This window comes from Erysipelothrix urinaevulpis, assembly GCF_009828835.1.
GTDB classification, from domain to species: domain Bacteria; phylum Bacillota_I; class Bacilli_A; order Erysipelotrichales; family Erysipelotrichaceae; genus Erysipelothrix; species Erysipelothrix urinaevulpis.
On sequence record NZ_WTTB01000004.1, the window covers coordinates 119,627 to 133,441 of the forward strand.

Consider the following 13,815-nt stretch of genomic DNA (forward strand, 5'->3'; position numbering starts at 1 on the left):
TAAAATCATCTTTATCGACTATCATCTTTTTCCTACTTTTAGTAATTTTTGATAATCTATTACTCTATGGTCATGTTTTTCAGGAAATAATGTTTCATCATAATCACAATTTCTCAAAAGAAAAAGCATTAATCATTCGATCAATGCTTCTAATTCTCACTACTTTTTACTTTTTCTCTTGATAATTAATCCAATCATTGAAAGTATTCCACCAAGATATATTTGTGTCGAGAAACCCATTCCAGTTCTTGGAAGAGTTGGTTCTTTTTCGGCTGCTAATACATCACTATCGCTAGGTTTTTCTGGTTCTTTCGATTCGGGTGAAACTTCTTTTGGTTTGTCTGGTTTTGCAGGTGTTATTTCAATATTATGAAGTACAAATCCTTCATCTGCATCTCCGGACAATATGACATCATAATTGTCATAATATTTTTCAACAATTGTATAGTCTATGACAACACCATTCTCATCATAATCATTTAAATCATCAAGTGTATAAGTCCAATTTCCTTCATTCGTCAAGGTAACTGTATCGATCCATTTACCATTCGCGAGGATATCAACTTCCACACTTTCAAGTTGGGTTCCTTGCCATGTTTTTGTAATTTCAATTGAACGATTGCCATGATTTTTATTAATAATCTCAAAACTATTTTTTTCGTTTTCAATAATCTCTGCATTAAATAATTCTGCATCTATTTCTTCTATTGTATAGCTTATCTCTTGACCATTACTTTCATATCGATCAAGCCCCTCAAATTTATGCAACCATGAATTGTCATCACTCAATGTGACCGTCTCTATCTTTGTTCCATTTGCTAAAAGATGAATGACGACCTCATTGTTTGCTTTACCAATCCATTGTTTCTTTACACTAACTTCTGTTTGCCCTAAGTTTGTATTCGTAATAACAAAATCATTCTTACTTATTTCTTCGATTGTTGCATCATATTTCATCGCATCTTGTTCTTGAACTGAGTACTTAATTTCTTGACCTGTTTTTGTATACTTTTGTAAATTTTCAAATGTATAGGTCCAGCCTGTCTCTGCATTCAAGCTTACTTGATCCACCAATTTTTCATCCGCATACAAGTAAACTGTTGCTTCTTCTTTTTTCCCAATCCATTCCTTCGTAATTGAAACATCTGTTTCCTGAAGATTGTGATTAGTTATTTCATAGTTATTCAATGATACTTGAGTGACCGTGGCATTGTACAAATCACCATTTACTTCTTGAACTGTATAGTCAATTTCATGACCATCGGTATCATATTTATCGAGTTTATTGAATTCATGATGCCATGCATTTTCATCATTCAATTTAATTGTATCAATGAGTAAATCATCGGCAAATAAATTAATCTCTACAAATTCCTCAATTTTACCATTCCATATTTTTTTCACGTTAACGGAAGTTTCTTGAAGGTTCTTATTTGTTATTTCATATGAATTCTTTGCTGTTTCAACAACCTCATAATCAAAGTTTTTGCCATTGACTTCATCCACGGTATAGATAATTTCATGACCATGCTTATCGTATTTATCTAATTGTTTAAACCCATGACTCCATGAATTACTTTGATTGAGTTCAACTGTGTCAACAATATCCCCATTGGCCAACAAATTAATAATGACCGCGGACTCTTTTTTACCAATCCATCGTTTGGTGACGTTAACCTCAGTCTCTCCTAGGTTCTTGTTGGTAATTTTTGTGGTGTCACCAACAACTTTACTTGAAACATCAAAGGTTGCATCAAACACTTCTTTAATCTCATAACGGATATGACTGCCATCTTTATTGTAGACGTCTAAGTTTTTGAAAACATAAGACCAAACATTGTCTTTTCCTAATGAAACTTCTTTATATTTGACATTGTCTTTATAAAGTTCCACAGTAATTGGTCCCGTAATTTTACCAATCCAGTCTTTTTCAACTTTTCTTGATGTTGTTCCTAGATTTGTATTAATAATTTCAAAAGAATTAACATTTAATTCCTTGATTTCTGCATCAAAGTCTTGATCATTTAGCTCTTTAACAGAGTAAACGATTTCACGTCCGTCTTGATGATATTTATCCAAATCAATGAATGTATACTTCCAATCATTATCTGGGCTGAGTGTTATGGTCGAAATTTCTTGAAGATCTGCCAGCAAAGTAATTTCAACATCATTTTCTGCTTTCCCAATCCATGTTTTCTTAACATCTACCTGAGTTTTTCCTAAATTAGTGTTTTCAACTTGGAAATGGTCAGGTGCAAGTTCTTTAATACTTGCATTGTACTTCTCTGCATCCACTTCCTTAATGGTGTACTCTATCTTTTCACCAAGTCTAGTATACTTTTCTAGATTTTCAAAGGTATGTGTCCATTGATTTTCTTCTGATAATTTCATACTTTGAATTAAGTTATCATCTGCATAGAGTTCGATGGTTACTGATTCTTCTGCTTTCCCTTTCCAAAGTTTATCAACAGTTACCTTGGTTTTACCAAGATTTGTGTTAGTGATTTCATAAGAGTTGTGAGCAATTGTTTCTATCTTCGCATTGAATAAATCTCCATTAGTTTCTTTGACAGTATACGTAATTTCTTTTCCAGCCGCATCATATTTTGGTAGGTTCGTAAATGAATGTTTCCATTCATTCATATCGTTAAGATTCACTGTTTCAAGAAGTGTTTCATTCCCTAATAAATTGATTTCAACCTCTTCAGCTTTACCATTCCATACTTTCTTAACGTCTACTTGAGTTTGGCCTGTATTTGTATTAATGATTTCAAATGATTGAGCAGCGATTTCTTTTATGGTGTAATCATAACGACTACCATCTACTTCATCCACTGTATATTTTATTAAATTTCCATCTGCATCGAATTTATCTAAATCATTAAAACTGTGGAACCAGTCGTTTTGGTCATTTAAAATCACTTTGTCAAGAATTTGTTCGTTCGCGTACAACTCAATTTCTACCTCGTTCACCGCTTTACCAATCCATGTCTTTTTAACATCTACTTTTGTTAAGCCTAAATTAGTGTTGGTTATCTCAAAGGTATTCGGTTTTGTTTCCAATGTAACAGCATTGAATCGATTGCCATCCACTTCATGAACAGTGTAAGTAATTGTTTCACCATGAACGTCATATTTATCTAAGTGTTCAAATTTATGTTTCCATTGATTTGAAGCATTAAGAGCGACTGTTTCAATGACTTGGTCATTCGCTAATAGTTCAACATCTATTGACTCTTCAGCTTCACCAATCCATTTTTTGACGACTTCAACAGATGTATCTCCTAAATGTGTATTGATAATTTTATAACCATTGTCTTGTTCAATAATCTCAACATCAAATTGTTCACTATTCATTTCTTCAATCGTATAAATTGCTTCGGTCCCATCGTGATTATATTTTTCAAGTTTTTCAAAAGTAAAGGACCAATTATTGTCTTGGCTTAATGTAACATCATTAATCCCATTACCATTTTTATAGAGTTTTACAACCACAGGTCCTTCCTGTTTCCCAATCCATTCTTTGTTAATGTGGAGGGAGCGTTCACCTAAATTTTTGTTTGTAATAACAAATTCATGGGCTTTAATCTCTTCAATCAAACCCGAGTATTGTTCAGCATCTTTTTCTGCAACTGAATAATTAATTTCCTGCCCATTATCATCATAAAGACTCAAGTTATCGAAGTGATACTTCCAACCGTTTTCTTCTGATAAAGATACAGTTTTAATGACTTTCTCATTGGCAAGTAAGTCAACAACAACTTGTTCTGCTTTTGCACCAATCCATTCTTTTTTCACATCAACACTTGTTGAACCTTTGTTTGTATTAATCAGTTCAATATGATTAGTACTTTGTTGAACATTTTCAACATTATATTTTTCGCCATCGACTTCTTCAATTGCGTAAACAATTTCAGTACCATCGTGATTGTACAGCGGAAGATTTTCAAATTCATAGAACCAAGCGTTCTCCTCATTTAAGATCACTGTCTGATTTACTTTATGGTCAGCTAATAAGTTAACCTTGACCAAGTCTTCTTGTTTTCCAATCCAAGTCTTACTGATTGAGAGTGTTTTTATGCCGGTGTTTGTATTAATGATTTCAAATTCATTTTCACTAATTTCATTAATTTGAGCATCGTATTGATCACCGTTTACTTCTTCAACCGCATAGTTAATGATATGTCCGTCATCATCATACTTTTCTAAATTTTCAAATACATGGCTCCAATTGTTTTGATCATTTAACAGAACCTGATTAACTTTGACATCATTTGCCATCAAAGTTGCTTGAACTTCTTTTTCAGCTTTTCCAAGCCATGTTTTCTTGATACTAACGTTTGTTTTTCCCTTGTTTGTATTTGTTATGTTAAAAGTATTACCCTCTTGATTGATTTCAACTTTATACTGGTCACCATTCTCTTCGTCAAGAGTATAGTCAATGGTCTGTCCCATTGCATCATATTCATCAAGATTGCTAAAAGTATGGGTCCAATTATTCTTATCATTTAACTTAACGCTATCTCTTAACTCAGCATTTGCTAATAAATGAACGATCACTTCTTCTTTTTTACCAATCCATGATTTATTAATAACAATGTCTTTGCTTCCCAAATTTGTATTGATCACTTCAAACGAATTGTCACTTATTTTTTTAATTTTAGCATCGTATAACTCACCATTGCTTTCAGTGATTGTATACTCAATAGGCGTTCCATTGTTATCATATTTATGGAGTGCATCAAACGTCGTTGACCAATTGTTTGAACTATTTAAGACATGTGTATCTTTTAGACTACCATTCGCCATTAAATTCACTTCTACTTCATCAATTGCTTTCCCAATCCATGTTTTTTTGACTTCAACATTGGTCAAGCCTAAATTAGTGTTCGTGACTTCATAATTATTTTCAGAAAGTTCGTTTATCTTCGCATCATAAAGGTGCCCATTGACTTCTTTAATTTCATAATAAATCTTTGAACCATCATCATTATAGACCGGTTGGTTTTTAAACTCATGCATCCAATGATTACTTTCATCAAGTTGGACCGTTTCTATTTTTTTAGAATCTTTGTATAACTCAATGACAACATGATCTTCTTGTTGACCAATCCATTTTTTCTGTACATTTATTGATGTTTCCTTCAGGTTTGTGTTAGTAATTGTAAACTGACCATTCACGTGTTGAATGTCAACTTTTTCAAATTGATCACTACCAAGTTCTTCAATCGTATACTTTATTTCTGTTCCATCTGGATTAAATTTTTCTAAATTACTGAATGTATGGGTCCAATTATTATCGTGACTGAGTTCTATCTCCTTCAAACCATTTCCATTCTTAAATAACTTGATCGTAACAGGACCTTCAACATGTCCTCGCCATTTTTTATTCACTGTTAGATCTCTATCGCCAAGATTGGTATTAATTATTTCAAACGAATTTTTGTCTAATTCAACAATTTTTGCGTCATATAAATCACCATTTACTTCATTTACAGTATAGATAATCTCATTCCCTGCTGTGTCGTAAAGTGGTAAATCATCGAATCGATAATGCCAATTATTCGTATTATTTAAGACTGTTTTTGTTACAAATTGATTATTCCCCATTAGTTCAACTTCAACGAATTCACCAATTTCACCACGCCATGTCTTTGTGATATCAACATGTGTCTTACCAAAGTGTGTATTGATAAGTTTAAATCCTGTATCTGTTGATTCAATTTGATAGTTGTATTGCTCCCCATCAACTTCGTTCACAGTATATTTTATTTCTTCACCCTTTGCATCGTATGTATACAAGCCATCAAATACATGATGCCATTCATTATTCGGATTTAATTCAGCCGATTTTAAAACCTTCCCATTCGCCAAAAGCTCAACGATAACAGGTCCTTCAGCTTTTCCAATCCATTCTTTCGTTATTTCAATTTCTCTATCTACAAGATTTGTGTTAATAATTTCAAAGGAATTTCCTGATTGTATAATTTGCGGATTGTATTTTTCTGCATTAAGTTCTTCGACTTCGTAGACAATCGCTTTCCCTGCATTGGTTAACTTAGGAAGATTTTTAAAAACATGGTTCCATTGATTTGTGTCATCTAAAGTGACTGTATCAATAATTTTTTTATCTGCTAGTAAATTGACTTTAACAGCTTCACCTTGAAGCCCAAGCCATGTTTTTTTAACCGAAACATCGGTGATTCCGCGGTTATCATTAATAATGTCAAACCCTGTTGGAGTCTCTTTGATAACTGCGTTATATTTATCACTGTCGTGTTCCTTGATTGAGTATTCTATTATTCCCTTATCATCATACTCTGGTAGTTTTTCAAAAGTATAAGTCCAATTGTTTTCTTCTCGTAATTCAATTGTTTCTTTAATTTCACCATTGGCGAGTAAATCTACTTTAGCAAAATTTTCAACAAAACCAAGCCACTTTTTATTGATTGTTAATGCGGTCTCACCATAGTTTTTATTGATGATTTCATAATGATGATTACCAAGATTTTTAATTTCTCCTTGATACTTGTCTAAATCAACTTCATTGACAGAATATTCAATCACTTTCCCTTGTTGATTTTTTTCTTTTAAATTAGAAAACTCGTGTTGCCATTGGTTTTCTTCATTTAAAACAACCGTTTCTTTTACATGACCATCAGCAAGTAATTCTACTGTAACAGCTTCACCTATTTTTCCTAACCACGTTTTCGATACATTCACATCAACTGTTTTAGGAAGTGTGATGGGAACCGATAGAGGCCACATATGAATTTCAGATGTTGTATAAATATTCTTTACAATTTGGTTACCATTAATATTACCTGCCGTGTTATAAATTGTTGCATCTAAAGCTAGAATTTGACCTGTACTAAAAGCAGCACCACTATTTCCATTGTTTACAATAGTTGTTGCATAAGGATAATTATTAATAATGTTAATACCTTGAGCACTTGGGTATGAACCAAACGCTGAACCAGGATGCCAACCCGTTTCAATATTATTATGATGTTGACCCGCTTCACTTGCACCATACTTAATTGGCAATTCTCTAACTTGCCCACCTTTTAAGTAAGATATGATAGTGAGTTCAGTATCAAATATGCTCTTACTCTCAAACATTAAATAATCAATTTGATCATGCAAATGTTCTGGAATCACAATTTGTTGTCCTGGTTTAACCAAAACATATGTTTCCAAGCCTCGTTGTTTTATATCTTCTTCAGATATAGTAAATTCAGCAACTTGTGCCATTTTCTTTGATTCTGCTTTTAAATTGGAATATGCTTTATCCCAATCCACATAGGTATCAGTTTCATAAATTGCCTTTGATTCTGTATTCGCATTTTTACCATTAATTGTGTAACGCCAATTTTCGTACTTTAAATCATTAACAAGTCCAACATAAAAATTAATGGGTTGGTTAACAGAATACTTCATTTCAACTAAACCTTTAATGTAACTTGAATTTAGTGTTTTAAAGTCTCCTGTTGTGTCTGAAAAAGCGACACCGCCAACGCCCTTTGTATAGGTTAGCTTATTCATATCAATGGACGACACACTAAAAAGATCCTCTTGGGATATTATTGCACCGTTAATATGCATACTGGTGACATCACCAAAACTAAATACATTGTATTGACTAAAAATATGTTCTGCAGTGTATTGTCCACCATTTGACTCAAATGTATCATCGGTGGTTAATTCAACATTCGCAGTTTTAGTATTTGCTTCAGTTATAAAATCCATCTTAATACTTGTTATTAAAATAGTTAATGATAATAAAGAAATACCAATTTTCTTCATGTTTTTTCTAATAAAAGACACAGCGTCTTCCTCCTCTAACTCATCAATAATCTTCGACGCATAGTGGTATAGTCCACACCCGCGGTATATACCATGATATAATGTTTATACTCTAAGAGCAAATCATATTTTTATAAATAAATAAATAATTGATAATATTAAAAAAACTCCCTGATTAAGGGAGTTTAAGTATTTTACTTTAGTAGTGTTTTTTGTAATAGTCCATGAGGCATTTATATCCTTTTTCATTCACATGTAAGCCATCTTGATACAACTCAGTCATTAATTGTCCTTCTTCATTAAATAAAGCGGGGTATAAATTAATGAAGTTTACATCCAGTAATTCAAGATGATATTGATATTCTTTATTAAGGAGTTCAATGAGATCTCGTGTTCTCATCCCACGATTTGTCGATTGCATACTGTCGAGTTCATCAATGTTAGGTAACGTAGAAATTAAATTCAATTCTGCATCTGGTAAATTCCTTTTAAGAATATAAAACAAGCGTTGAACATTTTGGGCAATATCTCGAGGACTATCCATAACTGTTTGTCCAAGATCATTCGTTCCTATATGAAGGTAAACTTTCGCTGGTTCAAACTTAATAACAAGTTCGTCAAGCAAGCCTTCCAATGCTTTTGAACTCATTCCACCAATTCCATTATTAATAACAGGAACATTTGAAGGCATCAATTCCACTAATGAATCCCCAAAGAAGAGCGTTCCTCCTTTAGGTGTAGTTGATTGTTTATCGATAATTTTCAGTATTTTCTCTAAGACATCTTTTCTAAATTGATAAGTATCCATATTATATTTCATGTTTTCTTGCATAATAAGCCCCCTTTATTCCTTGATGTACGTTAATGTATCTTCAAGTAACTTTTGTTTTTTAGCAAACCCTTTATTTAAGAAATGGGAATAAATGATATCCATTAACACCAAGGCTGGAAATTGAGGTGAGATCACATTTCCAACATCTAAACCTTCGATGCTTGCACTCACTAACACTTCATCACAAACTTCAAACATTTTATCGCTTGGTAGTGCCGTAATCATAATCGTCTTAGCGCCCCGTTCTTTGGCCTTCTCCAAATATTGAACAAGATTTTGCCCACTCATCGATATCGCAATGACCACTGATTTTGGATCCATTAGGACACTGTTCATCTTCATGAGGTGTGTATCAACAACAGATTCAACATGAAGTCCTAAGCGCATAAAACGCATTTTAAACTCTCGTGCACATAAACCTGAATTTCCTTTTCCATATATATAGACATAATTTGAATTGTTAAGCATAAGAACGATACGTCGAATTTGCTCTTCATCAATCAAACTATAGGTTTGATTCAAAAGATCTTTATACGTAAACAAGACATTTTGAGTTAATAAATCAAACTTTATTTCTTCTTGATCTAAAAAACGTTCATAAACAAAAATGAATTCTCGATATCCTTGATACCCTAATCGTTGTGAAAAACGAGAAACTGTCGCTTCTGAAACATAATTCATTTTCGCAATATTTTGAGCACTAAAATCTATCTTCTCTCGATTATGCAAGAAAAAATCGGCTAATTCACGTTCACTTGATGAAAACTCATTATACTTATCCTGTATCTCTTGAATAATTGTATCGTTCACACTTTGTCTCCTAGCTTTTAATTTTGAGGTTTAGTCCAACTTCAAACATACGTTTCCATGGCATCCATACATTAATCGTTTCGATTTTTATAACTTGAGCTAACTTAAGTTCATTATATCGTATTTGTATTAATTTCGCTATTTCTTCTTCGACAAGTGCTTGTTTATCTTTAAAATTATAATAAGATAAACCATGGATTGGTAAATAAGCATTAACAATTTCTTGGCGGACCTCAGCTTGGTAAAAACCATCTTCTAATAAACGATAGATTATTGGTTCGTGTCGATTCTCATACGCCTGATCAAAAAAGTAAATACTACTCCCTAAGACTGTACCCAATGTATTGGAGTTAGTATTCCAACCTGCATATGCTAAAAGCTTGTCAAAAAGTTCAAACTCATCTAAGTATTTAATCAGTTGTAAATCACCACCATTTGAGAATGCAGAATCACAAATTGATACCTGGTATCCTTTGTCAATCAATCGGTTAATTTCTTTAACAAAATAAAGTAAATTTCGATGTGATGTATAAGTAATATCACGATTTTGTTGATCAAAAGCTTCTTCCATAACCTTTCCTGGAGCATTAATAGCTAAAATAAAATCGGCTTCCTCTGGACTATTTACAAGCATAGACTGTGTAACATCTAAATGATATTTCAAATTCTCATGCATTGGTCTATCTTCATAGTTTGGAACAATTGTAGGCCCTAAGGTTGAACTGTAGAATGCATAAACCTTGGTCAGTCTATTTTTTGTATCATTCAAGCAACGCGCGAGTAGAGATGTTCCGACTTCATCAGCGCCAGGATAAATATTAATCTTACTTTCCAAATCGTGCTGACTCAAATACTTGACAACCTTTTGTTGAGCAATGGCTGTATAGCCATACTCAGATGAATCATCTTGGGGAATAACTAAAAAATCAAGGATTCCTTCTTTGACTAAGCGAGCAACTTCAAGATTATAGTTTAAATTAAAATCTCGACGCCATTCATAATCTTGAAGATAGTTTTCTGGTATCTCAATTTCTTTTAGTTCCTTCATTTCAATGTCTGTTAGACTATCTCTGTTTTCTTTATCTTTAAGGTATGCCCTCCGATGCAAGGCATAGCCATGTGTTTCATAATAATCGGGTTCTTCCTCTGACGAATCATATTGAGGTGATCTCATAATGCATTCAAAGGCATACAAGTTTAAGGTTGGGTTTAATTTCTTGAGATTTCTAATCTTGTTGATGGACCACTCAACGTCTTCTTGACTTAAATGGTGAATTCTTGAGGGAATTAGCCCTCCAAATAACAAGGTATCGATACTAAGAACAGCCCCTTGAACTTGAGAAATATTTTCTTCAACAAAATGCCATAATTTCTTTATATCAGCGGATATTTTTTTTTCACCTAATAATTCTATGGGTGGAACAATGAGTTCAACTGCATCATTCCCTTTAACAATCTGTTGTGGTATTTCATAGTTACATGGTCTTTCATCTAAGGGTATATATAAAATTTTCATCTCTATCTCTCCTATCTAAAGATAAAGACCGCTTTACGGTCTTTGTCTTTCTATTTTTAATATTTCATCAAGTGCATCGAGTATCTCATGAATGTTTTTAGCTTTGGGGTGCTTATCTTTCCCAATTAAATATGCTTTTTCAGCAATATCAAACATCGAATAATCATTTTCCGAATCACCGATGGCATAAAGGGTCATTGACTCAAATAATTGAGTTAATGCTGCACCTTTTGAAACACCACGAGCCAGAATCTCAAGTGAGGTTTCTGATGTTTTAACAGCGTCCAACTGGTCGAATTTTTGTTCAACTAATTGACGTGCACTTTCAATTTCATCTTTATTACCAATCAGTAAGAACAAGACGACGGGTTGATTTAAAATAATCTCTTTAAAATCTGCTTTAATATGACTCGAATCATAAAACTCTTTTGGAAAATCTGGATCTCGGTCACTGTGCCAAAAACGATTACTAATGGTATTCATTTCAACTCGTATTGACAAGTCTTTGACTTGGTCATAGAACTGCAACGCCTGACTTGAATCAAGCAGTGTTGCTTGTAGTTTGTTGTTATGATAAATTACAGCACCATTTTGTGAAATGCGTCCATCAATGGGTAAGTGATATTGCAAGCATATATTTTGAATATCATGGTCAAGTCTTCCTGTATTGACTAATAATTTGAAGCCTAATTTATGAAGCTGATGAAGACGATCAATCGTGTCTTTACCACCAATAATCTGATTGTTCTCATCAATTAATGTTGAATCTAAATCAAAGGCAACGACTTTATGCATTAATTTCTCTTTGCTTATTCATAATCATAACAAATGGAGCATAAATTGCGACAGAAGCGACAAAAATTAATGAAGTGGTAAGTACCGCTCCCCAACTTCCTCCAGTTGACAAGAATGATCCTAAGATTGGTGGTGTCGTCCAAGGAATTAAAATATATGTATGACCCATAAATCCGATTGTGGTTGAAATTACCCCAATTAACAAGCCTGCCATAGTTGATAAAATCATTGGAACAATTAAAATTGGATTCATAACAACTGGCAAACCAAACATGATTGGTTCAGAAATATTGAAAAGTGCAGGTGCAAATCCTAACTTAGCAATGCTTCGATAATCTTCTCGACGAGAAACAATTAAGATTGCGACAATTAAGGCAAGCATATTTCCTGCACCACCCATGAATGCTACAGAATCTAAAAATGGTTTTGTAATAACATGAGTCATGGCTTGACCAGCTGTATGTGCAGCTTCATTTGCTGCTAAGCTTGTTAAATAAATTGGCTCTAAGATTGGATTGAAAATAAAGGCAGTATGGATTCCTAATCCCCATAAAAGCATATAGAGGAAATAGATAACCGTTAACCCAATTCCTGAACTTACAATGCTTGTAAATGGTGTTTGAATGACACTAAAGATTAAATCATTTAATGGCATTCCAATTTTGTTTGTGATAATTCGAATGATTGCGAAAATTAAAATTGTAAACATAACTGGAATTAATTGGTTAAATGATCGTGAGATTGATGGTGGAACTGTATCTGGCATTTTAATTACAAATGCTTTTACCTTTGAAAACAAACGAACTAGTTCGACCGTAGCAATCGCTGCAATAAATGCTGAGAACATCGATGCTGCACCGGTGTAGTGTGTATTAATATACTCTATTCCCATATCTGCATCAAATGTTACTGGCATCAGAATAAATAAACTGACAACCGCAATTGCAGGAACAACTGAACCTGTATCACCATAGCTTTCTGATAATGATTTAGCCGTTGTGAATGTTAATAATAAAGCCATAATTGACATGGTTGCCGGCACAACAACTGCCCCAAACTCTGTCAAAGAAGTAAATGGCATATTGAATAACTTATTTGTAAAACCATTTTCTCCAATAATAACATTATTGATAAGTACAAAGAATGATCCAACGATCATAACTGGTAGAATGGCTACAAACCCATCTCTAATTGCTGATAAATATCTGTTTTGTGCTAACTTATCAGCGATTGGTAGGAAAAAATCTTCTAATTTTTGCATCATAATTAATCTCTCTCCTTTTTATTAATTTCGTCTGCAAACCGTTTAGTGATAACTTGTGGTCGGGTAATAATTGAACCAACAACCACACTTTCACACCCCAATTCTAAAACTCTTCGAGCTTTTTGAGGTGTATCAATATTCCCCTCTGCAATAACAGGATGGTTCACGTTTTTAAGTATTTCGCGAATAATCTCAAAGTCATTGTCTTCAATTCTTAAGTCTTTGCTTTGGTTTGTATAGCCCACTAACGTTGTGCCTATGTAATCAAAGCCTATAGAATCAGCATGAATGGCTTCTTCAATGGTTGAACAATCGGCCATCAACAAGATATCTTGATGTTTCTCTTTAATTTTTTTTACCATCTCTTCAACTGTTTCACCACTGGGACGACGTGACTTTGTTGCATCCATTGCAATCACATCAACGCCACTTTCCACCAATGCATCAATTTCATCCATTGTTGGTGTGATATACACATCACACTCAGGATAATCTTGCTTAATAATGCCAATCACTGGAACATCAACGAGTTGTTTGATTTCTTTGATGTCCTCAATCGAATTTGCTCGTATGCCAACAGCACCACCTTCAACTGCTGCAAGTGCCATACGCCCCATAATAAACGAAGAATGCAAGGGTTCATCGTCTAATGCTTGACAGGAAACATGTAATCCCCTTTGTAATTTCATGGGTCCAATCCTCCTTTACGTCACCATTATTTATGGTTTATCTAGAAAAGACAAGAAAAAGAAAGCAGATTGAAACTACTTTCTAATTTTTTATTTAATTATT

Annotated in this window: 7 protein-coding genes; all 7 read right to left on the reverse strand. The window is 33.4% G+C overall.

Features of this window, described 5'->3' with window-relative positions:
• Window positions 1-159: 159 nt before the first annotated feature.
• The 7 genes from GVV10_RS05905 to GVV10_RS05935 all read right to left on the reverse strand — a co-directional run bounded on the left by GVV10_RS05905 (window position 160) and on the right by GVV10_RS05935 (window position 13,712).
• The gene (locus GVV10_RS05905) at window positions 160-7,827 is read right to left on the reverse strand and encodes a Cna B-type domain-containing protein (RefSeq protein WP_201290007.1); all 7,668 of its coding nucleotides are present in this window, start codon (window positions 7,825-7,827) and stop codon (window positions 160-162) included.
• A gap of 178 nt (window positions 7,828-8,005) precedes the next feature.
• Complete coding sequence (locus GVV10_RS05910; protein ID WP_159520609.1) at window positions 8,006-8,638, reverse strand: GDSL-type esterase/lipase family protein; 633 nt, start codon at window positions 8,636-8,638, stop codon at window positions 8,006-8,008.
• 12 nt (window positions 8,639-8,650) lie between these two features.
• Window positions 8,651-9,448, reverse strand: a complete 798-nt coding sequence (locus GVV10_RS05915) for a MurR/RpiR family transcriptional regulator (RefSeq protein ID WP_159520611.1) — start codon at window positions 9,446-9,448, stop codon at window positions 8,651-8,653.
• A gap of 10 nt (window positions 9,449-9,458) precedes the next feature.
• The gene (locus GVV10_RS05920; RefSeq protein ID WP_159520613.1) at window positions 9,459-10,964 is read right to left on the reverse strand and encodes a DUF4127 family protein; all 1,506 of its coding nucleotides are present in this window, start codon (window positions 10,962-10,964) and stop codon (window positions 9,459-9,461) included.
• A gap of 33 nt (window positions 10,965-10,997) precedes the next feature.
• A complete protein-coding gene (locus GVV10_RS05925; protein WP_159520615.1) occupies window positions 10,998-11,759 on the reverse strand; it encodes an HAD-IIB family hydrolase in 762 nt (253 codons plus the stop codon).
• Window positions 11,752-13,023: a PTS sugar transporter subunit IIC gene (locus GVV10_RS05930; protein ID WP_159520617.1), complete on the reverse strand. Its 1,272-nt coding sequence runs from the start codon at window positions 13,021-13,023 to the stop codon at window positions 11,752-11,754. The genes GVV10_RS05925 and GVV10_RS05930 overlap by 8 nt, the downstream gene beginning before the upstream one ends.
• A gap of 2 nt (window positions 13,024-13,025) precedes the next feature.
• On the reverse strand, window positions 13,026-13,712 hold the full coding sequence (locus tag GVV10_RS05935; RefSeq protein WP_159520619.1) for an N-acetylmannosamine-6-phosphate 2-epimerase: 687 nt from the start codon (window positions 13,710-13,712) through the stop codon (window positions 13,026-13,028).
• Between the last annotated feature and the right edge of the window lie 103 nt (window positions 13,713-13,815).

Excerpts from the sequence above, each read along its gene's own strand:
- GVV10_RS05910 (WP_159520609.1), bottom strand. The coding sequence starts at position 8,638 with ATGCAAGAAAACATGAAATATAATATGGATACTTATCAATTTAGAAAA.
- GVV10_RS05930 (WP_159520617.1), bottom strand. The coding sequence starts at position 13,023 with ATGATGCAAAAATTAGAAGATTTTTTCCTACCAATCGCTGATAAGTTA.
- GVV10_RS05935 (WP_159520619.1), bottom strand. The coding sequence starts at position 13,712 with ATGAAATTACAAAGGGGATTACATGTTTCCTGTCAAGCATTAGACGAT.
- GVV10_RS05920 (WP_159520613.1), bottom strand. The coding sequence starts at position 10,964 with ATGAAAATTTTATATATACCCTTAGATGAAAGACCATGTAACTATGAA.
- GVV10_RS05925 (WP_159520615.1), bottom strand. The coding sequence starts at position 11,759 with ATGCATAAAGTCGTTGCCTTTGATTTAGATTCAACATTAATTGATGAG.